This window comes from Mammaliicoccus sp. J-M40 (assembly GCF_022386395.1).
Lineage (GTDB): Bacteria > Bacillota > Bacilli > Staphylococcales > Staphylococcaceae > Mammaliicoccus > Mammaliicoccus lentus.
In genome coordinates this window covers 1-23031 of the sequence record NZ_JAJNIQ010000018.1, presented here as the reverse complement: position 1 = coordinate 23031, position 23031 = coordinate 1, and the positions used below count along the sequence as shown (strand labels likewise).

The window sequence follows — 23031 nt, the reverse complement described above, 5'->3', positions numbered from 1 at the left end:
AATGTGATTTTATATTGAATTTATTTGATATATCGCTCTAAAGGGCTAGATATTTTAGTCTTGCACGTTACATTTTCTAACGAGCTAGAGTACATAAACAAGCACGTTAGAGCTTCATTTCCCCTATTTTTAATGTGATTTTATATTGAATTTATTTGATATATCGCTCTAAAGGGCTAGATATTTTAGTCTTGCACGTTACATTTTCTAACGAGCTAGAGTTTTTAAACAAGCACGTTAGAAAGATACTATAGGAAAGCATGCACTTTCAAAATCGAATATTTTTCATTATTATTCCTTAAAGATTAGTAGTTCACCGCTAAAACATGTATAATAATACCAATAGTTAAGCGAGGAGGAAATGATATGACGAACAGTGAACAGAACCCTTTTCAAGAATCTACAATTCATGAAGAAAATAATATAAATATTGATAATCAAACATCTACTAATGATGATGAACGTTTATTCGGGATGCTCATATACTTAACGAGTCTATTTACTGCATTAATTGCACCTTTAATTATATGGTTGATTAAAAGAGATGAATCTTCTTTTGTAGATCGAATTGGTAAAGATTATTTAAACTTCTTTATTTCTTATACAATATGGGGAATAGTTGCTGGAGCACTATGTTTGATTATTATTGGCATTATTTTACTTCCAATATTAGCAATTTTAGTATTTATCTTCACCATTATTGGCGCAGTTAAAGCTTATCAAGGTGAAACTTATTTACCACCATTATCTATTCGCTTCATTAAATAGAAATAATTAAAACACTTTTTGTATAAAAAAGTGTTTTTTTTCTTTTTAAAGATAAAAGAGGCTCATTACTTTAATTATTAATCATGATAAAATAACTTGTATTCTTTTACACTCAAGAATACATATATTTATACGTCCCCTTTTTAAACATCATTTGTGCAATTCCTAAGATGGAATCGCATAATTTTTTTGTATTAAAAACTATAGTGCTTTAAAGGAGGAAATTTTTTGAAAGAAAACCTTAAAAAACCAAGAAGAAGATATATAAGTCTACCTACTCAAATATTAATTGCTTTAATATTAGGTGTTGTTGTAGGCTATTTTTTAAATGGACAAGATCAACTTATTAAATTTATACAACCAGTCGGTGATGTATTTTTAAACCTTATTAAAATGATTGTAATTCCTATTGTGTTTTGTTCATTAGCATTATCAATATCTAATGTTGGCGATATGCATACAGTCGGTAGATATGGTTGGAAAACATTACTTTACTTTGAAATCATTACAACTATTGCTATTGGTTTAGGTATTATATTTGGTAATTTATTTAAACCAGGTTTAGGATTAGATGCAGATAAATTGCCTAAAGGCGATATTTCTACATATGAAAGCACTGCTGATGCAGCAGAAAAATCTACTTATGGAAATCATATAATCGATACAATTGTAAGCATTATTCCTACTAATATATTCGAAGCTTTAGCTGCAGGAGAGTTACTCCCAATTATATTCTTTGCTGTATTCTTCGGATTAGCTATTGCTGCAATTGGAGAGAAAGGACAGCCTGTTAAGGATGTTCTTGGAGGTGCACTAGAAGCTGTATTTTGGATGATACATAGAATTCTACGCCTTGCACCATATGGTGTATTTGCTTTTATTTGTGTAACGATTATGACATTTGGATTATCTGCATTAATTCCATTAGTTAAGCTATTAGCTGTTGTTGTAGGTGCTATGATATTCTTTATTGTTGTTGTTTTAGGCATAGTAGCCAAAATTTGTGGTATTAACATTTTTTCAATTGTTCGCATATTGAAAGATGATTTATTACTTGCTTTCTCAACATCAAGTTCTGAAACTGTTTTACCTTCAGTGATGGAAAAAATGGAAAAATTCGGTGCACCAAAAGATATCGTATCCTTTGTAGTACCTACAGGATATACTTTTAACTTAGATGGTTCTGCTTTGTACCAATCTATAGCAGCGTTATTTGTTGCTCAAATGTATGGCGTACATTTAAGTCTAGTAGAACAACTTATTCTAATGTTCACTTTAATGATCACGTCTAAAGGTATGGCTGCTGTTCCTGGTACTTCTATTGTTGTATTAATTACCACTCTAGGATCGATGGGGTTAAATCCAGAAGGTTTAGCATTAATCATTGGTATCGATAGATTATTAGATATGATGAGAACGTGTGTTAACGTAGTAGGAAACGCACTCTCTACAGTCGTTATTTCAAAATGGGAAAATAAATATGACCATGAAAAAGGTCAACTATATTTAAATTCTCTAAAAAAATAACAAAAAAAGATTCGGCTTGGGGGAGCCGAATCTTTTTTATTTTAATGAATCCTGTATTTCTTTAATTTCTTCTTGTTTTAAATCAACTACAATTTCTCCGTCTTTAGTGTCTTCTTTCAGAGCTTCTTTCGCTTCTTCTGAATGGTATAGCTCAGCAACTCTTTTTAAAGTTTTATTATCTTTATCTTTTGTATTTGCAGCTATAAAGTTGATATATGGTTTAGCAGCATTTGCATCTGGGTTTTCTGAATAGATAGGGTCTTTCTTAGGATTTAATCCTGCTTTAGATGCAACACCATTATTTATAACAGCGATATCTACTTCATCTAACGCTCTAGCTGTTTGTTGAGCATCGACTGCTTTAATATTTAAATTCTTTTTATTTTCAACTATATCTTTAGGACCACCATCTAATCCAAAGTCTTTCTTCAATTTAATATACCCTGCTTTTTCTAATAATTTTAAAGCTCTAGCTTGATTAGAAACGTCGTTTGGTATAACAACTTTAGCACCGTCTTTTAAATTTTTAATATCTTTTATTTGATTAGAATAAATACCCAGTGGAGCGAACACAGTTGTTCTAATTGGTGTGATTTCTGTTCCTTTATTTGCTCTTTGGAATTGATCTAAAAATGCAAAATGTTGGAATGAGTTTAAATCAATATCACCGTCTGACAATGCTTTATTGGGAACGTTATAATCCGAAAATTGTTTAACCTCTACATTAATATCTTCTTTTTTAGCTAATTCTGCTACTTTATCCCATACAGCAGTATCATTTGAAGCGATACCCACTGTTACCTTTTTATCATCTTTTTTATCACCACATGCTGCTAATAGTAAAATTAATGTCATTAATAATGTTAATACTTTTTTCATTTTATTCGCTCCTTTTCTTATGTATATAAATAAAAATCCCTTTTAAGCTTAGCTCAAAAGGGATTAACTTTATCTGCCAAGTTTAAAACTTGATGGATTTAGCACAGTTCTCTTTATAGAGTCCGCTGCTGAGATTTCATCGGGCCATATCCCTCAATCTCTCTTGATAATTTTTATTTGATTAATTCTGATAATACCTATCATATTACTCTAAGTCAATACTTTTTTTAACTTCTTCTTACAATTTTAGACAATACATTACCTAAAGATTGGATAAGTTGTACCATAATGACTAGAATAACGACCGTAATAACAATAACAATTGTATCAAAACGTTGATAACCATAAGCTAAAGCTAAGTCACCAATACCGCCTCCACCTACTGCACCGGCCATCGCTGTAGCACCAATTAAACCGATAATAGATGTTGTTAATGCTAGAATTAAAGACCCTAGTGCTTCAGGTAATAAGAAATGTCGAATAATTTGAAACGGTGATGCTCCCATAGAATGTGCCGCTTCTATGACGCCTGAATTCACTTCTAACAGTGAGTTCTCTACTAATCTTGCAATATAAGGCGCAACATAGACTGTTAAAGGTACTATTGCTGCAGAAGTTCCAATAGATGTACCCACAATCATTTTAGTAAAAGGTACAATAGCAATAAGTAAAATAATAAACGGTACCGAACGGAATATATTAATAACTGGATTTAGCACATGATATATAAAAGCATTTGGCCAAATACCATTCTTTCTAGTTATAACAAGTAAAATACCTAAAGGAATACCAATTAATGCACCGATTACTAAAGAAACAGTAACCATGTATAGCGTTTGGTATATAGCGTCATATAGTTGAGATGAATCTAAAGATGATCCAAACATTATGCTTCAACCTCCTCATATTCAATATTTAAATCTGTTAAATACTGAAAACTATTTTGAATTGCTTCTTGTTCTCCATTCAGACGTAGTGTTAAATAACCTACTGGTGTACCTTGAATGTCTGACATTGATGCAAACAGTATATTTATTTGTACGTGGAATTTAGTGATTAAATCATTGATAATACTATGTGTCACTTGTTCACCATCTATGTATAATTTAATGTCTGTAGCAGTTTTATCTTCAGGAATAAGTTTTCTTAAGTTTGAAGATATATCTGTAGTTATCACAGTTGATACAAAGTTTTTAGCAGTTGATGTTTGGGGGTGACTAAACACATCTAATACAGGACCAATTTCAATAACTTCACCATTTTCCATAACCGCTACTTTATTGCATATTTGTTGGATAACACTCATTTCATGTGTAATTAATAATATTGTGACTCCAAATTGTTCGTTCACTCTCTTTAGCAGTTTTAAAATTGAATCTGTAGTTGCAGGATCAAGCGCACTTGTTGCCTCATCACATAATAAGATTTTAGGATCTGTAACTAATGCTCTAGCAATTGCTACTCTTTGTTTTTGACCACCTGATAATTCATTTGGATATTGTTTACCTTTGTCTTCTAAACCAACAAATTCAAGCAATTCATTCACTTTATCTTTAATGTCATTTTTATTTTTACCTTGTAAAATTAAAGGCATAGCTACGTTATTAAAAACTGTCTTTGAATTTAACAAGTTAAAATGTTGAAATATCATTCCTATATTTTTCTTAATGACTTGTAACTTTTTCTTCGAATATTTATTCACATCATGACCGTCTACTAATACTTCTCCAGATGTCTTTTCTTCTAATACATTCACTAACCTAATTAAAGTACTCTTCCCCGCACCGCTATATCCGATAACACCGAATATATCTTGCTCTTCTACTTTAAAACTTACATCTTTAAGTGCTTGTATTTCAGAATTCTTTTGTTGGAAAATTTTATTCACATTTTTAAATTCTATCATAACATTTATCCCTTCCGAATTCTTATTATTATGATAAGAATTATATTGATGTTTACCTTTAACGTCAATACCTATAATCTAACTTTTCTAAATATTCATATATCCATATTGTATTTTTTCACTTAAACACTCTATTCACATTTTCTTGATGAATTTTTATTAATGTAAGCGTTATCAATAAAATATTGACAACTTTGTGAACAATCAATAAAATGAAACTTAAGATGTATTTTTACATCCAAAAACAAGGGGGTTATAAGTATGGCTGAGCATGATTTCAAGCGTTTAGCAGCAGATCCAAAGTTTAAAGAACTTGTGAAAAAAAGAAATAACTTTATATTTCCTATATCTATATTCTTTATTTTTGCTACACTGCTATTTCCAGTATTGACTGGATATACAAATATCTTGAATAATATTGCATTTTGGAATATCTCTTGGGCATGGATTTACGCATTATTATTATTCATTATGGTATGGACTCTTGTCACTTTATATATGCGTAAAGCTAAATCTTTTGATAAAGATGCTGAAGCATTATTAATGGCGCATAGAGAGGGGCAAAACAAATGAATGTAATTGTCGTCGTTATGTTTATACTATTTGTTAGTATTACATTGTTTATTACATATTTTGCATCTAAAAGAACGCAATCAGCAAATGACTTTTATACTGCTGGAGGCGGGTTAACAGGTTGGCAAAATGGGTTAGCAATTGCTGGTGATTACTTATCAGCTGCATCATTTTTAGGTATAGCGGGTGCCATCGCATTATGGGGATTTGATGGTTTCTTCTATAGTATCGGTTATTTAACCGCGTATCTCATTGTGTTATACATTGTTGCAGAGCCTTTAAGAAACTTAGGTAAATATACTTTAGCAGATATGATTGCAGCTCGATTTGAGCTTAAAAAAGTTAGAGCAATGGCAGCAGTATCTTCCATTACCATTGTTATTTTCTATATGTTAGCTCAATTAGTTGGAGCTGGTGCACTTATTCAATTGCTATTCGGTATACCTTATACACTTGCTGTTATTTTGGTCGGTATCATGATGACAATTTATGTATTGTTTGGTGGTATGACTGCAACAAGTTGGGTTCAAATGGTTAAAGCCGTATTACTTATGATTGGTACTATTATTATTTCATTTTTAGTGCTATTACATTTTAATTTCAATCTTTCTACTATGTTTGGTGAAATGCACAATATTAAATCACCTGCTTTTAAAAGTGAATTTATCAACCCTGGCTCACAAGGTAAACCGCCTTTAGATAATATCTCACTAATTATTGCTTTACTATTTGGTACAGCAGGTTTACCTCACATACTGATGCGATTCTTTACAGTTAAAGATGCCAAAACAGCAAGATCTTCTGTAATGTGGGCAACATGGATTATTGGTATATTTTATATTTTAACGATATTACTAGGATTTGGTGCGGCTGCATTATTAACACGTGAAGAAATCATAAACGCTAACCCTGCTGGTAATATGGCAGCCCCATTATTAGCTGCAAAGTTAGGCGGAGACTTCTTAATGTCATTTGTTTCAGCCGTAGCATTTGCTACGATATTAGCAGTAGTAGCTGGATTAGTATTGACTGGAGCATCTGCTTTCGCGCATGATATTTACGGGCAAGTTATAAAAAAAGGGAAAATTAGTGAGCGTGAGCAAATGAAAGCAGCAAAATTAGCATCATTAGCGGTTTCAGTTGTATCTATTATACTAGCCTTATTTGCACAGAATTTAAATGTAGCGTTCTTAGTATCATTAGCATTCTGTGTCGCAGCAAGCGCAAATTTACCTGTTATTATATTCACAATATTTTGGAAGAGATTTAATACTCATGGTGCAATTACTGGTATAGCTGTTGGCTTAATTGTGTCACTTGTACTCGTAATATTAAGTCCAAATGTCATGAATCCAGAAGGAACAGCATTTATTACAATGTCACCAATATTCCCATTATCAAACCCTGCAATCATATCAGTTCCAGCAGGATTTATTGGTGCATTTTTAGGGACATTCTTAGGCAAATCAGAATCTCATGATAAATTCCAAGAAGTGCAAGTTAAATCAGCGACAGGCATTTCAACTTCAGATATTTCACATTAAAAATCCGTTCAGTTATGTTAAAAGAGTCTGGGACATAAATAATTGTCCCAGACTCTCTTTTTGTATTGGCAGTAGCTGACTGGTATGAGAATGCGCTTATAACAAGTTTTTTTCATACCTAGTCATCCTTGCCGAGGTGGGACTACGAAATCTTTTTAATAAAATGAGATTTCTGTCCCACTCCCTTTCTTAATTTTTAATTAGCCTATTCATAAATTATTTTAATTTCGCTTTTTGTAAAAATTTAACTTTTTTACTTAATGATTTTGAAGACATAGATTTCAGCATTTTATTTCTCATTTTTATTTTCATCGTATTGGATGCCTGTCCAGCTTTTCCAATTTTCCTAGATTTTTTAATTACTTTTCTAGTGTGCTTAACTCTTAGTTTATTGTATCTTTTTAATGCTGCATCAACGTCTTTTTCTTTTAATAAGTTGGTTAAAGTAACAGCATCTTCAATAGCTTGTCCTGCTCCTTGCCCCATATTTGGCGTCGTTGCATGAGCTGCATCACCTAATAATACTACTCTTCCTGAAATGAATGATTTTAATGGTGTAAGGTCATACATATCATGGTGCAAAATACCAAGTTCTTCTTGAGCGTCTAATACATTACGTACTTCATCAGGATATTGATTAAAATATGCTTGAAGATGAGGCTTTTCGAATGATTTAAACTGTAAATCGTTCTCTTTGGCATTCATTGTACAGAACCAATATAATTCGTCATCCTTTAAAGGTACAATTCCAAATCTACCTTTATGTCCCCAATATTCTAATGCAGTAGTTCGATCAATATTCAAGTTTTCATTTACAACGCCTCTGAAACAAGTATACCCTGCGTATTTAGGTTCAGATTTTGGTTGAATTTGTTTCCTAATATTTGAATTCAAGCCATCTGCTGCGATAACTAAATCAGCTTCTGCTTCTTGCCCATTTTCAAAATATAACCTTATATTATCTGGAGTTTGTTTAAATTCTTTTAATTTATAATCTAAATTTATACGTTCTGGAGGTACATGTGTTTTTAATATTTCATGCAAAACACTTCTATGAATTGTTATATTTTGTTCCTCATCTTGGTTCATTTTTAAAGTGTTTAAAAATGAATCTAAATTAGTTCGAATTTCGATTTTGTTAAGGGCTTGTCCTTCTTGTTCAATTGCATATGTCATTTTGTAAGGCTTTAATGCTTTTAGTACATTGCTTCCAATGCCTATCCCAGCACCTACTTGATTCAAGTCATTTCTTTTTTCATAAACTTGTACATCATGCCCCGTTTGATAAAGTAAACCAGCAGCAGTTAAGCCACCTATTCCCCCACCAATTACTGCTATTTTCATTTTGTTCACTACTTTCTTTAAAATAAAAATCTTTACTTCTCAATTATAATTAATATAACTATATTTTAACATGAAGTCATTACGATAAATAACCCCAGTTCAATTAATAAACCCCAAAAGTTAAATTATTAGTAACTTTCGGGGTTCTTATTATCAATATCAAGAACTAGAGTTATCTATTATTTATAATAATCTTTATATATTTCAGCTTTCTTTAAATCATGTTTATCATAATAACTTTCCATAATCTTACCAATACTCGTCGCCCAGTTCACATCAGTCGCATATAAATGCTGTCCTGGATTGTAAGGATTCCACCTCATTTTGTATAAAGTATCTTGTCCATTATCTAGATAATCTTTCCTTACAAATCTTGCGCCACCATCTATTGCTTTTTCAGGTGAAGTCCAACCCTTCTTACGCGCATAACTGCTTCCTGTTTCAACTGCGTCTTGATCAAAAGCACCAATGCCATAAAAGTTATAAAAAGTTTTTCCATTGGACATTTTAACACCGCTAGCCAACTCAGAATTGCCGTTTCCAGTTTCTATGAAAGCATGACTTAATAAATAAATAATATTAATATTATACTTATCTTGTGCGTTTAAAAATGCTTTTTCTTTACCTTTCAAAACACCTTTATCTTTTAAAATATCTTTAACTTGTTTTTCAGATATATCAACTTTTTCAGATATATCCATGAATTGTAAATCTGTTTTACTCTTATCAATATCCATATACTTATCGATATCTTTCTTATCTGCATACACAAATTTATTATCTTTTTGTGTCACAGCTGGTGAATCACTCTTTGTCTGAATTTCCAAAGCTTCTTCATAAGTATGTGTTTGATGATTCTTGAAAAAAGGAGACTCGAAAATAATTAATAAAATAATAAATACAAATATAATAATGAGTCCTAATATTAGGGTGAATCTATCTTTCAAAAAGTTAATGATTCTCACACCTTTTCTTTTAATATAAGCATATTACGTTATAAACTTATCTTAAAATATAACAAATATCAATAAAACCGTTTATTTTATATTTTTAAATAATATAAAAATAGAGTCCAGAACAATTATTTATGTCCCGGACTCTCCTTCATTTCATTATTCTTCTCTGCTCATACCTTTTAAGAAATTCAACAGCATTGTTATACTGCTATTTATTTCTGGGTCTTTTAATGCGCCTAATAAATCTTTAACTGAAGTTTTATTATTCGAATTGGCTCTATTTGCTACTCTCATTCCGTTATTTATCTTTTTCACAAATACAGAAGCTTCTTCTAAATCTAAATCTCCAAACATAAACAATACGTTGCCTATATTATCTAATATACCTTCATACTGTTCTTTATTTAATTCTGTTACAATGTTCCCCGTTATAACTTTTCTTTGAACGATAGCTGCATGTACAGCATCTAATGCTTCTGCTTTTTCTAAAGCATCGAGTATATCTATTCCTTTTTCAATAGCAATTTTTTTATCGCTCAATCTTTCTTGCAGGATTTTCATATCCTTTTCAATTTTGTATTCTTTCGGCTCTTCCATTCGTTTAATGACTCTAATTCTCTCACCCATTATAATTCGCCACCTTTATTTGGGAATGTATAATCTGGTCTTTCCCATTTATCTTGAACTCTAACACTGATTTGTGGATTTCTCGTACCAAATCTATAATTGTGTTTTGGTATTGGCGCACGACCATTTTTTGTAATGACTTCAAGCTTTGCATAGTTATCTTTATATGCTGGTGTATTCGTATCCTTATCAACGTCACTATCTGTAACAAAGTTTGGTGCACCTTCGTTTTGGTCGTTCAATGGAATGTAAATATGATTACCTGACACTCTATCTGTAACTTGTACATTCAATTCTGTTGTACCAGCTTTAGATGTGACTTTCACTCGTGCACCGCTTTCTATACCATGTTCTTCTGCCAATTCTTTTGAAATTTCACAGAAATTCTTTGGTAATTTATAAGCTAAACCAGGTACTTGATATGTCATATTACCTTCGTGGAAATGTTCTAATACTCGCCCATTATTAACATGAAGTGACATTTCTTCAGTCTTTTTAGATTCTACATTGAATTCTAATGGGTACAATCTCGCCCTACCATCAGGGAAATGGAATTGCTCAGTATATAGTAATGGTGTATCAGAACCATCTTCATTCATCGGCCATTGTAAACTATTATAACCTTCTAATCTATCGTATGTTGCGCCTCTTACTAACGGCATTAAACTTTGTGCTTCAAACCAAATTTCACTAGGATGTTTATAATCCCAGTCTGCTCCTAATGATTGAGCAATCAATTGAATAATTTCCCAATCTGGTTTGGAATCTCCAAGCGGATCTAATGCTTTATTAATTCTTTGAATACGTCTTTCAGTATTCGTAAATGTCCCATCTTTCTCTAATGATGGTGACGCGGGTAAAACAACGTCTGCAAATTCTGCTGTTTTTGAGAAGAATAGATCCTGCACAACTAAGAAGTCTATTTTTTCAAAAGCAGATCTAACATAGTTAAGGTTAGCATCGACTACCCCTGTATCTTCACCTTTTATATATAGTGAACGTAATTCACCTTCATGTATACTATCTATCATTTCATGATTGTCTAATCCAACTTCACTATCTAACTCTACATTCCACGCTTTTTCAAATGGTTGACGTATTTTTGCATCAGTAACATCTTGATAACCAGGTAATGTATTAGGCATACTGCCCATATCACTACATCCTTGAACGTTATTATGTCCTCTTAATGGATAAGCTCCTGTTCCTGGTCTCATATAGTTACCAGTCACTAGTAAAAGGTTAGATATAGCTGTACTTGTGTCACTACCTACGCGATGTTGTGTTACACCCATAGCCCAACAAATTGAAACGGCTTCTGTTTGAACAATTTCTTTAGCAAGCGCTTTTAAATCATCTTTACTAATACCTGTTCTTTCTTCAGCATATTCGAGCGTAAATGGTGCCAAACTCTCATAGTATTCATCAAAATCATTAACATATTCAGAAATAAAGGCTTCATTATGCCAATTTTGATCGATAATATATTTGGACAATGCTGATAACCATACTAAATCTGTCCCTGGTGTAGGTTGATAAAACTTATCTGCACGGTCAGCCATCTCGTGTTTTCTAATATCAAACACATATAATTTTTGTCCTAGTAATTTATGCGCTCTCTTAATGCGACTTGCGATAACTGGGTGCGCTTCAGCAGTATTCGTTCCAATAGTAATAACCATATTTGCTTTCTCTAAGTCTTCAATTGAACCTGAGTCTCCACCATAACCAACTGTTCTAAATAAACCTTGAGTTGCTGGAGATTGGCAATAACGGGAACAGTTATCTACATTATTAGTACCAATTACTTGTCTAGATAGCTTTTGCATTAAATAAGATTCTTCATTTGTACATTTAGATGAAGAAATAAATCCTAATGCATCTTTACCGTATTCGTTTTTGATTTCAGAGAATTTCTTACTAACAAGTTCAATTGCTTCTTCCCATTCTACTTCTTGGAAATAACCTTCTTTACGTACAAGTGGTTTTAATAAACGGTCTTCTGAATTGACGTAATCCCAAGCAAACTTACCTTTCACACATGTTGAAATGTGATTAGCTGGAGAATCTTCATGTGGTAATACTCTTAGAATTTCTCTACCTTTAGTCCATACGTCGAATGAACAACCCACTCCACAATATGTACAAACTGTTTTTGTCTTTTCGATAGTTTCTTCACGCATTGCCGCTTCAGAATCTGATATAGCAAACAATGGTCCATATCCTGTTTCTGCCTTTTTAGTTAACTCTATCATTGAACGCAGTAGACCAGGTTTTTGGTCCGTCATATAACCTGCTTGTCCGAGCATGTCATTTTCCATTAATGCGTTACAAGGACACACTGTGACACATTGTCCACAGTTCACACAACTTGACTCATCTATTGCTTTATCATTATCCCAAATTACTCTTGGCTGTTGACGTTTCCAATCAATCGTTAAAGTTTCGTTTACTTGAACGTCTTGGCATACTTCTACACATCTACCACACAATATACATTGGTCTGGATCGTATCTATAAAAAGCACCAAAATCTTCTTCATAACCTTTAGATTTAAATGGTATTGATTGATGTTCCAAACCAAATTCGCCCATAGTATTATGAATTTCACAATCACCATTATTGTAATCACATACTGTACAATATAGTTCGTGATGCTCAAGAACTCTATCTAGTGCTTGTTTTTGTGCTGATTTAACATTTTCTTTTTGAGTATTTACAACCATACCGTTTTCAATCATTGTGCTACATGCTCTTTGAAGTTGTCCATTTACTTCAACAATACATGAATCACACGTTTCGATTGGTCCAAGTGATTCGTTATAACAAATTGATGGAACAAAAGATAACTCTTGAGCTTTTATAAAATCTAAAAGTCTCATACCTTCTTCTACAAGATAATCTGTACCATCAATTGTTAATATTTGATGTTCTTGCATATCATTGTCCCCCTCTTATTCAATTTTGCCCATAAAAGTCATATTACCCAATATTTTTAAATGACTTAATTTAATTATAATTTTACATTTTTACTAATGCAAACATTTGTAGAATTTAACAATATTAATTATCTGAAATTTCTAAAATCTTATTGCTAAGTATACGGAACTTTGCTAATCTATTGTTATTCTATTTTGAAAGAGGTTTTAGCGATGATTACATTTATTTCTTCCATTATCATATTGATTTTAGGTTATGTTTTTTATGGAAAATACATAGAGCGTGTTTTCGAAATCTATCCAGATAAAGAAACACCTGCTTATAGTAAGCAAGATAACATGGACTTTGTACCAATGCCTGCCTGGAAAGGTTGGATGATACAATTATTAAATATAGCGGGGCTTGGACCTATTTTTGGAGCAGTTTCAGGTGCATTATATGGTCCAGTCGCATTTATATGGATAGTAGTAGGATGTATTATCGCAGGTGGCGTGCATGATTACTTTTCAGGTATGCTTAGTTTAAGACATGGTGGCGCACAGTTTCCTAAACTTGTACAACATTATTTAGGTAAGTTTATTAGAGTATTTACAGATATTGTATCTGTCGTGCTTATGGTGTTAGTTGCTGCTGCTTTCGTAGCTGGTCCAGCACAACTACTTTCATCAAAAACACCTATTTCATTCTTGGTAGCATTAATTATCATATTTGCGTACTTTATTCTTGCTGCTATTCTTCCTATTAATAAAATAATTGGTCGTATTTATCCAATATTTGGTGTTATTTTAATTGTGATGGCTGTTAGCGTAGCAGTTGCGTTGATATTTAGTGGAAAACCAATTCCAGAAATTACAGTTCAAAACTTACATCCTAGTGGCATCCCAGTATGGCCCCTTCTTATGGTAACAATATCATGTGGTGCTATTTCTGGTTTCCATTGTACTCAAAGCCCTATTATTTCAAGAACTGTTAAAAATGAATCAGAAGGCAGAAAAGTATTTTATGGTGCCATGATTTCCGAAGGTATTATTGCTCTTATTTGGGCAGCAGCTGGTATGACTTTCTTTGGTGGTACTAAAGGTTTAGCAAGTCAGTTACAATCAATAGGACCAGCAGGTGTTGTAGATCAAATCTCAATTCAATTACTAGGACCTGTAGGCGGTGTATTAGCATTACTAGGTGTTATTATTTTACCGATTACTACCGGTGACACTGCATTAAGAAGTTCTAGAATGATTATAGAAGATTTTGTTAAAGATAAAGTGAGCATAAATTCTAAAGCTTTAATGATCGCTGCAAGTTTTGCTGTTGGTATTCCTGCTTTCTTTCTATCTACAATCGATTATTCATTCTTATGGAGATATGTAGGTTTCACAAATCAAATTGTCGCAACTGTCATGTTATGGGTTAGTGTGAGTTATTTACTTAGATATAATAAAGCACATCTCGTTGCTGGGATTCCAGCATTGTTTATGACAGGAGCTGTCAGCGTATATGTGTTATATGCACCAGAAGGATTATCCCTCCCTTATAACACTGCTTTAATTGGTGGCGCTGTAGTATTTATTATTGTTTCAATATTATATGTGAGAGCAATACTTAAACAAACCGAACCAATTACATCGCCAACTCAAGATTTATATACATCTTAATTCGAGATTAAATCTATCTATGCATAACTAAACTTATTCTAAGCAAACCTAGCCTGGATAATGTGTTATGTATAGATTTTTTATTTTTAAATCATGACTATCTATAGTTGAAGTATAGCTGTATGATATGATTAAAACAGTTTATAAAAAGGAGCGTATTATATGACTTTCAACGTACAAACACTTAAAAATCAAAATCCCATCATTTCTAAAATGGCAAACCATGAAGAAATTTTTTGGCAAAACCCAGACTATCAGTCCGATTCCTCGCTTCCTTTTACAATTGATGATATTAAAGATGCGGAAGCAAGATTGAGCCGTTTTTCTTCATATATAAAAACAGTTTTTCCAGAGACAAAAGAAAACAATGGAAAAATCGAGTCTCAAATTTTTTCATTAGATACATTTAAAAATATAGAATTTCCTAATTTAAAAGGTCAATTGCTTTTAAAAGGCGACCATGCCTTACCTATTTCAGGTTCTATTAAAGCACGCGGTGGTATTTACGAAGTTTTGAAATTTGCAGAAGAAACAGCTATTAAAAATACTAACTTCACTGAAAATAGTGATTATAGTATTTTAGCAACTGACCAATTCAAAAATTTATTTTCACAATATCGCATTGCTGTAGGTTCCACAGGAAACTTAGGCTTAAGTATAGGTATTATGAGTGCGAAATTAGGTTTTAAAGTCACAGTACATATGTCACAAGACGCAAAAGAATGGAAAAAAGCTTTATTAAAATCTAAAGGTGTGGAAGTTGTAGAACACGTTCAAGATTATGGCTATGCTGTTAAAGAAGGCAGACAACTTGCTCAAAACGACCCTTATTGTCACTTTGTAGATGACGAATCTTCAAGTGATTTATTCTTAGGATATGCAGTAAGTGCACTTCGTGTTTATAAACAACTTGAGGAAAGAAATATCACTGTAGATGACAATCATCCTCTATTTGTTTATTTACCATGTGGTGTTGGTGGTGGCCCAGGAGGCGTAGCTTTTGGCCTTAAAATGATTTTTGAAAAAAATGTTCATCCCGTATTTATAGAACCTACGGAAGCACCTTGTATGACTTTAGGTATGGTTACTAAATTACATGATGCCATTAGCGTACAAGATATCGGTTTAACTGGTAAGACTGTAGCAGATGGTTTAGCTGTTAGCAGGCCTTCAAAACTAGTTGGAGATATAATGACATCATTGTTATATGGTGCTTGTACTGTAGAAGATGATCAACTATATCTTTATTTAAAAACTTTAAAAGATCAAGAAAACATCTTTATAGAACCATCTGCAACATCAGGCTTCCATGGTGTAAAAAATATAATAGAAATTAATAAAGATACAGAAAATGCAACCCATCTCGTGTGGTCTACTGGAGGTAATATGGTACCTGATAAAGAACAGGCATTATATTATCAAAAAGCTGAAGAAATAATAGATAAGGAGTAAGCTAACTTGATATTACTAATTATATTAGGTGTTGTAGCTGGTCTATGTGTACCACTTCAAACATCAATAAACACGAGATTAGGAAGTTATACAAAATCGCCTATCCTTGCTTCTTTTTATTCATTTTTAATTGGTACGTTAACATTAATCATTATTAATTTAATAATGAACCCTCAAAAATTAACACCGTCATTCATTATGAACCAAGAATTTTCTTATGTATGGTTTACTGGTGGTATGCTAGGCGTAGTTTTCTTAACAGGAAATTTATTGCTCTTGCCAAGAATTGGCGCTGCTTTGACAGTAGTAATGACAGTATCAGGTCAAATTATTATGGGACTATTTATCGACCAATTTGGATTATTCGATGCAGAAGTTCATACTATTAATATAGGCAGAATTAGCGGCGTTTTGCTGATGTTAATTGGTATAATATTTATGAATTATAAAAAGAAATCTGCAAGAATTATTACGAATGAAACGCAATACACAAAATTTTGGATGATTTTAGGTTTGTTTACTGGTTGTTTACCACCTATCCAAACCGCCATCAATAGTGCATTAAGATATGAAGTTCAATCTTTCTATTTATCATCGCTCATTTCTTTCGCAATTGGTACGATAGTATTACTAATACTATCTCTTATTATAGTTAGAAGAGTACATTTTAAATTAAACCAGGAAGGGCAAGGTAGAATCAAACTTATTTATTTCATCGGTGGACCTTTAGGAGTTGTATTTGTAACAACTAATATTCTACTAATGCCAGAATTGGGTGCTGCACTAACATTAATGGTTGTTATATTTGGACAAATGCTAATGGGATTAATCATCGATCACTTCGGTATGTTTAACACGCCAAGGTATAGAATTACTTTAAGAAGAGCTGTTGGCGCATCTTTAGTCTTTATCGGTATAATAATATTGAAATTATTTTAATTCATTAAGGGGTGAATGATATGGACTTAACATTACAATCTGGGGATGGTATGTTAAATATTAGAGTTGGTGCTATCATTAAATCGAATAATCACTATTACTTTCACTATGATAAAAAAAGGAATTACTATGCCTTAATTGGTGGGCGCGTTAAATATTTCGAAAGCTCAGATTCGGCAATTAAGCGAGAAATTAATGAAGAGTTAGGCATTGAATGTAATGAGGTACAATTCGTTACTACAATACAAAATTTCTTTGAATACCAAAATACGTCTATTCATGAAATTTTATTTATGTACAAACTTGATTTAGACGAACATATTAAAAATATTCCTAATAATCATAATCAAAATAATATCGATTATGTATACGTTAATTTAACGGATATTCCAGAGTTAGACATTAGACCTGAAAAAGCAAAAGAAATCATACTAAAACAAATTGACATACAACCATTATTTATCGATAGAAATTCTACTAAATAATAGTAATTTTCGTTTAGAGTACATTTTCATGTACTCTTTTTTAATTATTTATATTCTTTATAATCAATTGTGGTTATATTTTCTCACTCAGCTAAATTTTACTATTCTTATTCATTATCATAAATATTAAGTAAAACTTTAAAAATACAGCATTTTTATTGTAAAATGTTTATTTTATTCACCTATAGGGTAGTTAAAGTGAACAACATGTTCACAATTACTTATATTTTTTCTAATTATAATAATTCTTTTACTTGTCTCTTTGCTCAGTTTAAATTATAATAAGTATGAAATTAGAATTATTATAATTAAGGAAACATAGGAGGACAATTATGACTAACAATTCAAAACTTACAGGTCTTTTTGGTGCACCTGTATCAGATCGTGAAAATACTATGACTGCTGGTCGTCGTGGCCCTATCTCAATGCAAGACATTTATTTCTTAGAACAAATGGCGCATTTTGATAGAGAGGTTATTCCAGAACGCCGTATGCACGCTAAAGGTTCTGGTGCTTTTGGTACTTTTACAGTAACACATGATATTACACAATATACAAACGCGAAAATCTTCTCAGAAATCGGTAAACAAACAGAAATGTTTGCACGTTTTTCTACAGTTGCTGGTGAACGTGGTGCTGCAGAAGCAGAACGTGATATCCGTGGTTTCGCACTTAAATTCTACACAGAAGAAGGTAACTGGGACTTAGTTGGTAACAACACACCTGTATTCTTCTTCCGTGATCCTAAATTATTCGCAAGTTTAAACCACGTTGTTAAACGTGATCCAAAAACAAACATGCATAACCCACAATCAAACTGGGACTTCTGGACACTTTTACCTGAAGCATTACACCAAGTAACAATCTTGATGACTGACAGAGGTATTCCAAAAGGTTTCCGTAACATGCATGGTTTCGGTTCTCACACTTATTCAATGTACAACGATGAAGGCGAAAGAGTATGGGTTAAATTCCACTTCAGAACTCAACAAGGTATTGAAAACTACACTGCTGAAGAAGCGGAACAAGTTATTGCTAAAGACCGTGAATCAAGTCAAAGAGACTTATTCAACGCAATCGAAGAAGGCAATTTCCCTAAATGGAAAATGTACATTCAAGTTATGACTGAAGAACAAGCTAGAAATCATAAAGACAATCCATTCGATTTAACTAAAGTATGGTTCAAAGACGAATACCCACTTATTCCAGTTGGTGAATTCGAATTAAACCGTAACCCAGAGAACTATTTCCAAGATGTAGAACAAGCTGCATTCGCACCTACTAACATCGTTCCTGGTATTGATTTCTCACCAGATAAAATGTTACAAGGTCGCTTATTCTCATATGGAGATGCTCAACGTTACCGTTTAGGCGTTAACCATTGGCAAATCCCTGTTAACTCTCCTAAAGCTGCGGAAAACGTATGCCCATTCTCTAGAGATGGTCAAATGAGAGTTGATGGTAACTTTGGTAGCGAAATTAACTATTATCCAAATAGTTATAGCAAACACGAATCACAACCTGAATATAAAAAACCAGGTCTTGAAGTAGAAGGACAATTATACGAACACGATTTCCGTGAAGATGACGATAACTACTACGAGCAACCAGGTAAATTATTCCGTCTACAATCACCAGAACAACAACAACGTATCTTCCAAAACACTGCAAATGAAATGCAAGGTACTACTGACGAAGTTAAACACCGTCACATCCGTAACTGCTACAAAGCAGATCCAGATTACGGTAAAGGTGTAGCTGAAGCATTAGGCATTGACATTAACTCAGTTGATTTAGAAGGATAATATAAATATAAAACACGCCATGTATAATGGCGTGTTTTTTTACACATATAAATAGATGAAGTAGCAAAGTGTGAATAGTTGTGGACCCTCTCTTGCGATACTCAGAGTGTCTAACAACTTTAAAATTCGATTTTCTAGCCTTTTATACTTATAGTTTTATAATAATAAATACAAATTTTAATAGACAGAATAAAATAGGGAGCGTTACAGAATCTCATTTCACTAAAAGATTTCTGTTCCGCTCCCCTCTCTTTTTTAATTAACTGCTTTTTGTGTCTTAATCATATGTAGGAAGTAATAGCTTACTAATCCTACTAAGGCTACAATAGCCATTGCGAAGTATAGTCCTGAATATCCTATTGAGTTTGTAAAGTTACCTAATACATATGGTCCAAAGCCCAATCCGAAGTCTAGACCTATAAAGTATGTTGAAGTTGCTAATCCCATTTTTTCTATTGGAGATACTTTGATAACCAACGCTTGGAAGATTGATTGTAAATTCCCAAAGCCTAATCCTACAAATGCGCCTGCTATTAAAAATACTAATCCACTGTTTGCTATACTGATGAGGAATAGTCCTAATACTAAACAAATAAATGCTGGGATGGTTACAATATTCTCCCCTCTTTGATCCATAATTCTACCTGTAAATGGTCGTGTTAGTAGAATTGCAATAGCGTATACAACGAAGAAGAAACTTGCTGCATCTACTAGATTATTTTCTTGTGCGAAGAATTGAATAAATGAAAGTACTGAAGAATATGCAATACTCACAATAACAACAACAATTGCTATCGGTAATGCATGAACTGAGAAGAAGTCCGTTAGTTTAAATCCTTTTTTAGTTTCATTTTGTACTGCTACCGGTGTTTCTATCTTCATAAATATTGACATTACAAATGCGATAACAATTAAAGTTGTACAAATTATAAATAATCCTTCCATTGGTATGTGTTGATATAAAATCAACCCTATAAACGGCCCTATAGCCGTTCCTAGTACCATACTTAAGCTGTACATACTTATACCTTCACTACGTCTATCCGCAGGTGTTATATAAGCTGCTATTGTCCCTGTTGCAGTACTTGCAATACCGCTGGCAGCTCCGTTAATAATACGTACAATTAATAGTAATGCGAATGACGATGCAGAAACTAAATATAATCCATTAGTAATAACTAATAATAAACCTCCGATTACTAATACTTTTTTCGTTCCCAATATGTTGATATATTTACCAGTTATAAATCTACCAACTAAAGAACCCACAATAAATAGTCCTGATGCTAGTCCTGCTAAGCTATCAGAAACGTGAAAAGTTTCTTTACTATATCCACCTACTGTAACTAATAATAAATACATAGATAAAAAGATAAAGAAACTAATAACAAAGTTAAATATAAAATCTTTCGTCCATATAGGATGTTTAATTTGATTACTCACTACTCCGTTGCCTCCTCAATTAAATAATTTCGAAATTGGTTTAACAATTCCTCTGCTTTTAATAACTCTTGTTCATCTGCACCTATTGCTTCAAAACATTTATTCTGAAATTCTAAGACTTGTTCATAAATTTCTTTATGCATTGCTTCGCCTTTTTCAGTTAATGTTAAAAACTTTTCTCGTTTATCTTCTTTACTGTTAATGGCTTGAACAAGGTTAAATTCAATAAGCTTTTTGATTATTTTACGAGCTGTAGGCTTTTCTATAAAAGAACGCTTGGACACTTGTACGAGTGTTGTAGGTTGATTCCCTGCAATATCACGTAAGACTCTATACTGAGCTGCATATAAATCATATGGCTCTAAAATCACATTAATGTGATGTATATATGGCCTATAAACGTTTATGTAACTATTAAAAAAATTATTCATTCTTTTATACCGCCTTTTCTCATAAAAATAAAGTTAGCTTTGCTAACTAATACTACGCTATTCTACTCCTCTCAAATATTTGTGTCAACATGCTTTTCTAATTACAACATTACATAAGCAATTTTTACTATAATGGAATTAAATGATTAATAGGAGGAGAAAAGATGCTAGAACATTTATTTAATAAGTTAAATGATAAAGAAGAAGAAATGATAGCCATCAGAAGATATTTACATGAGAACCCTGAATTATCTTTTGAAGAAGAACAAACAGCTAAATATATTGCTGACTTTTATCAAGATAAAGATGCTATTGTAGAGACAAATATAGGCGGAGAAAATATACATGGCATTAAAGTAACGATTGATTCTGGTAATCCTGGCAAGACACTTGCGTTAAGAGCGGATTTCGATGCCCTGCCTATTAAAGAAGATACAGGTTTAGAATTCTCATCTAAAAATGAAGGTATCATGCATGCTTGTGGCCATGATGCGCATACAGCGTATTTAATGATTCTTGCAGAATGTTTAATAGAAATGAAAGATAAATTGAACGGAAAAATTGTTATCATACATCAACCAGCTGAAGAAAAACCTCCAGGTGGCGCACAATATTTAATTAAGGATGGCATATTGGATGGCGTAGATAATGTTATAGGTGTACACGTTATGAGTACTATGCCTGCTAACAACGTTTATTACCGAGAAGGAAATGTTCAATCTGGACGCAACTTTTTCAAATTGAAAATCACTGGTAAAGGTGGACATGGTTCTTCTCCACATTTAGCTAACGATCCAATTGTCGCTGCTAGTAGTTTCGTTATGTCAATACAAACAATAGTATCAAGAAGGTTGAATCCATTTGATATGGGCGTTATTTCAATAGGATCATTTGATGGAAAAGGACAATTTAATATCATTAAAAATGAGGTTGAACTAGAAGGTGATGTTAGAGGAATGAATGATGATGCCCTTGAATTAATGGAAAATGAAATTAAAAGAATAGCCCATGGATTAGAGGCAATGTATGGCGTTGACTGTGACTTACAATATACAAATGATTATCCAGTATTATATAACGATCCAAGTTTAACAAAACAAGTTGTACAATCTATTGAATCAGCAAATATTCCCGAAGTTAATGAAGTTATAAGATGTGAACCACAGCCACCTTCAGAAGACTTTGCATACTATGCTGAAGAGTTACCGTCTACATTTTTCTATGTCGGAGCAAGTCCAAAAGATAAAGAAACATATGCCCACCATCACCCAAAATTTGATATTGATGAAAGTGCAATGCTTATTGCAGCTAAAACAGTTGCTTCTGCTACCGTAGATTATTTAGGTAAAAAATAATTTAGTTATGATAAAACTAGCAATAAAGCAACCTGGGTGATAATTGTCATGGTAAATCTTATAAAGGCGTCTGTAGTTGGATTATTGTCTTACTTAATCCAATAAAGGGTGGTCTATTTGGATTATTGTCCTAGTAAATCCAATAAAGGTGTATGTACTTGGATTATTGTTCTAGTTAATCCAATAAGAGGGTCTGTACTTGGATTATTGTCCTAGTTAATCCAATAAGAGGGTGTATACTTGGATTATTGTTCTAGTTAATCCAATAAAGAGTGGTCTATTTGGATTATTGTCATACTTAATCCAATAAAAGGTGCTCTACTTGGATTATTGTCCTAGTTAATCCAATAAGAAGGTGTCTACTTGGATTATTGTCTTAGTTAATCCAATAAAAAGTGCTCTACT

Annotated in this window: 19 protein-coding genes and 1 riboswitch; of the genes, 10 read left to right on the top strand and 9 right to left on the bottom strand. The window is 32.5% G+C overall.

What is annotated here, in order from left to right; translation table 11 throughout:
- Positions 1 to 366: 366 nt before the first annotated feature.
- Positions 367 to 768 carry a DUF4870 domain-containing protein gene (locus LQ688_RS13455; RefSeq protein WP_218688310.1) on the top strand — a complete coding sequence of 134 codons (402 nt, stop codon included), beginning with the start codon at positions 367 to 369 and terminating at the stop codon, positions 766 to 768.
- A 228-nt stretch (positions 769 to 996) separates the two neighbouring features.
- Positions 997 to 2295, top strand: coding sequence for a cation:dicarboxylate symporter family transporter (locus tag LQ688_RS13450; protein WP_017000905.1), 1299 nt, complete (start codon positions 997 to 999; stop codon positions 2293 to 2295).
- A gap of 36 nt (positions 2296 to 2331) precedes the next feature.
- Here LQ688_RS13450 and gmpC read toward each other — a convergent pair whose 3' ends face one another.
- The 3 genes from gmpC to LQ688_RS13435 form a co-directional block, all read right to left on the bottom strand.
- Positions 2332 to 3174: a dipeptide ABC transporter glycylmethionine-binding lipoprotein gene (gene gmpC / locus LQ688_RS13445; RefSeq protein WP_239724462.1), complete on the bottom strand. Its 843-nt coding sequence runs from the start codon at positions 3172 to 3174 to the stop codon at positions 2332 to 2334.
- 66 nt (positions 3175 to 3240) lie between these two features.
- Positions 3241 to 3347: riboswitch (SAM riboswitch) on the bottom strand.
- 54 nt (positions 3348 to 3401) lie between these two features.
- A complete protein-coding gene (locus LQ688_RS13440) occupies positions 3402 to 4061 on the bottom strand; it encodes a methionine ABC transporter permease (RefSeq protein WP_017000902.1) in 660 nt (219 codons plus the stop codon).
- Positions 4061 to 5080, bottom strand: coding sequence for a methionine ABC transporter ATP-binding protein (locus tag LQ688_RS13435; protein WP_017000900.1), 1020 nt, complete (start codon positions 5078 to 5080; stop codon positions 4061 to 4063). The genes LQ688_RS13440 and LQ688_RS13435 overlap by 1 nt, the downstream gene beginning before the upstream one ends.
- Positions 5081 to 5341: 261 nt before the next feature.
- Between LQ688_RS13435 and LQ688_RS13430 the strand changes: the two genes are divergently transcribed.
- Together LQ688_RS13430 and LQ688_RS13425 are read left to right on the top strand one after the other, a co-directional pair.
- The gene (locus tag LQ688_RS13430) at positions 5342 to 5653 is read left to right on the top strand and encodes a DUF485 domain-containing protein (RefSeq protein ID WP_017000898.1); all 312 of its coding nucleotides are present in this window, start codon (positions 5342 to 5344) and stop codon (positions 5651 to 5653) included.
- Complete coding sequence (locus LQ688_RS13425; protein ID WP_103268998.1) at positions 5650 to 7197, top strand: solute symporter family protein; 1548 nt, start codon at positions 5650 to 5652, stop codon at positions 7195 to 7197. The genes LQ688_RS13430 and LQ688_RS13425 overlap by 4 nt, the downstream gene beginning before the upstream one ends.
- Before the next feature lie 216 nt (positions 7198 to 7413).
- On the opposite strand, the gene LQ688_RS13420 is transcribed toward LQ688_RS13425, so the two are convergent.
- The 4 genes from LQ688_RS13420 to fdhF all read right to left on the bottom strand — a co-directional run bounded on the left by LQ688_RS13420 (position 7414) and on the right by fdhF (position 13063).
- Positions 7414 to 8541 carry an FAD-dependent monooxygenase gene (locus tag LQ688_RS13420; RefSeq protein WP_017000949.1) on the bottom strand — a complete coding sequence of 376 codons (1128 nt, stop codon included), beginning with the start codon at positions 8539 to 8541 and terminating at the stop codon, positions 7414 to 7416.
- A 179-nt stretch (positions 8542 to 8720) separates the two neighbouring features.
- Positions 8721 to 9500, bottom strand: a complete 780-nt coding sequence (locus LQ688_RS13415; protein WP_369917462.1) for an N-acetylglucosaminidase — start codon at positions 9498 to 9500, stop codon at positions 8721 to 8723.
- 153 nt (positions 9501 to 9653) lie between these two features.
- Positions 9654 to 10124 (bottom strand): helical membrane plugin domain-containing protein, encoded by a 471-nt coding sequence (locus LQ688_RS13410; RefSeq protein ID WP_017000947.1) that lies wholly within the window; start codon positions 10122 to 10124, stop codon positions 9654 to 9656.
- Entirely contained in the window at positions 10124 to 13063 is a 2940-nt protein-coding gene (gene fdhF, locus LQ688_RS13405; protein ID WP_103269002.1) for a formate dehydrogenase subunit alpha, read from the bottom strand. The genes LQ688_RS13410 and fdhF overlap by 1 nt, the downstream gene beginning before the upstream one ends.
- A gap of 213 nt (positions 13064 to 13276) precedes the next feature.
- On the opposite strand from fdhF, the gene LQ688_RS13400 reads away from it, so the two are divergent.
- From LQ688_RS13400 to LQ688_RS13380, 5 genes are all read left to right on the top strand, one after another.
- Complete coding sequence (locus LQ688_RS13400) at positions 13277 to 14716, top strand: carbon starvation CstA family protein (protein ID WP_017000946.1); 1440 nt, start codon at positions 13277 to 13279, stop codon at positions 14714 to 14716.
- 162 nt (positions 14717 to 14878) lie between these two features.
- Positions 14879 to 16168, top strand: a complete 1290-nt coding sequence (locus tag LQ688_RS13395) for a D-serine ammonia-lyase (RefSeq protein WP_239704166.1) — start codon at positions 14879 to 14881, stop codon at positions 16166 to 16168.
- A 6-nt stretch (positions 16169 to 16174) separates the two neighbouring features.
- The gene (locus tag LQ688_RS13390; protein WP_017000944.1) at positions 16175 to 17107 is read left to right on the top strand and encodes a DMT family transporter; all 933 of its coding nucleotides are present in this window, start codon (positions 16175 to 16177) and stop codon (positions 17105 to 17107) included.
- Between the two features lie 20 nt (positions 17108 to 17127).
- Positions 17128 to 17592, top strand: coding sequence for an NUDIX hydrolase (locus tag LQ688_RS13385; protein WP_017000943.1), 465 nt, complete (start codon positions 17128 to 17130; stop codon positions 17590 to 17592).
- Positions 17593 to 17924: 332 nt separating this feature from the next.
- The gene (locus LQ688_RS13380) at positions 17925 to 19397 is read left to right on the top strand and encodes a catalase (protein ID WP_017000942.1); all 1473 of its coding nucleotides are present in this window, start codon (positions 17925 to 17927) and stop codon (positions 19395 to 19397) included.
- A 255-nt stretch (positions 19398 to 19652) separates the two neighbouring features.
- Here the strand turns inward: LQ688_RS13380 and LQ688_RS13375 are convergent, their stop codons facing one another.
- Positions 19653 to 20840: an MFS transporter gene (locus LQ688_RS13375; protein WP_239724463.1), complete on the bottom strand. Its 1188-nt coding sequence runs from the start codon at positions 20838 to 20840 to the stop codon at positions 19653 to 19655.
- A complete protein-coding gene (locus LQ688_RS13370; RefSeq protein ID WP_070044985.1) occupies positions 20840 to 21271 on the bottom strand; it encodes a MarR family winged helix-turn-helix transcriptional regulator in 432 nt (143 codons plus the stop codon). The genes LQ688_RS13375 and LQ688_RS13370 overlap by 1 nt, the downstream gene beginning before the upstream one ends.
- Positions 21272 to 21435: 164 nt before the next feature.
- Here LQ688_RS13370 and LQ688_RS13365 point away from each other — a divergent pair, with 164 nt between their 5' ends.
- Positions 21436 to 22626: a M20 family metallopeptidase gene (locus LQ688_RS13365; protein ID WP_239724464.1), complete on the top strand. Its 1191-nt coding sequence runs from the start codon at positions 21436 to 21438 to the stop codon at positions 22624 to 22626.
- Positions 22627 to 23031 lie beyond the last annotated feature (405 nt).

What these genes read in the sequence shown, in the direction of transcription:
- LQ688_RS13380 (WP_017000942.1), top strand. Translation starts at nt 17,925, where the DNA reads ATGACTAACAATTCAAAACTTACAGGTCTTTTTGGTGCACCTGTATCA.
- LQ688_RS13385 (WP_017000943.1), top strand. Translation starts at nt 17,128, where the DNA reads ATGGACTTAACATTACAATCTGGGGATGGTATGTTAAATATTAGAGTT.
- LQ688_RS13410 (WP_017000947.1), bottom strand. Translation starts at nt 10,124, where the DNA reads ATGGGTGAGAGAATTAGAGTCATTAAACGAATGGAAGAGCCGAAAGAA.
- LQ688_RS13420 (WP_017000949.1), bottom strand. Translation starts at nt 8,541, where the DNA reads ATGAAAATAGCAGTAATTGGTGGGGGAATAGGTGGCTTAACTGCTGCT.
- fdhF (WP_103269002.1), bottom strand. Translation starts at nt 13,063, where the DNA reads ATGCAAGAACATCAAATATTAACAATTGATGGTACAGATTATCTTGTA.
- gmpC (WP_239724462.1), bottom strand. Translation starts at nt 3,174, where the DNA reads ATGAAAAAAGTATTAACATTATTAATGACATTAATTTTACTATTAGCA.
- LQ688_RS13400 (WP_017000946.1), top strand. Translation starts at nt 13,277, where the DNA reads ATGATTACATTTATTTCTTCCATTATCATATTGATTTTAGGTTATGTT.
- LQ688_RS13440 (WP_017000902.1), bottom strand. Translation starts at nt 4,061, where the DNA reads ATGTTTGGATCATCTTTAGATTCATCTCAACTATATGACGCTATATAC.
- LQ688_RS13395 (WP_239704166.1), top strand. Translation starts at nt 14,879, where the DNA reads ATGACTTTCAACGTACAAACACTTAAAAATCAAAATCCCATCATTTCT.
- LQ688_RS13425 (WP_103268998.1), top strand. Translation starts at nt 5,650, where the DNA reads ATGAATGTAATTGTCGTCGTTATGTTTATACTATTTGTTAGTATTACA.
- LQ688_RS13370 (WP_070044985.1), bottom strand. Translation starts at nt 21,271, where the DNA reads ATGAATAATTTTTTTAATAGTTACATAAACGTTTATAGGCCATATATA.
- LQ688_RS13455 (WP_218688310.1), top strand. Translation starts at nt 367, where the DNA reads ATGACGAACAGTGAACAGAACCCTTTTCAAGAATCTACAATTCATGAA.
- LQ688_RS13435 (WP_017000900.1), bottom strand. Translation starts at nt 5,080, where the DNA reads ATGATAGAATTTAAAAATGTGAATAAAATTTTCCAACAAAAGAATTCT.
- LQ688_RS13365 (WP_239724464.1), top strand. Translation starts at nt 21,436, where the DNA reads ATGCTAGAACATTTATTTAATAAGTTAAATGATAAAGAAGAAGAAATG.
- LQ688_RS13430 (WP_017000898.1), top strand. Translation starts at nt 5,342, where the DNA reads ATGGCTGAGCATGATTTCAAGCGTTTAGCAGCAGATCCAAAGTTTAAA.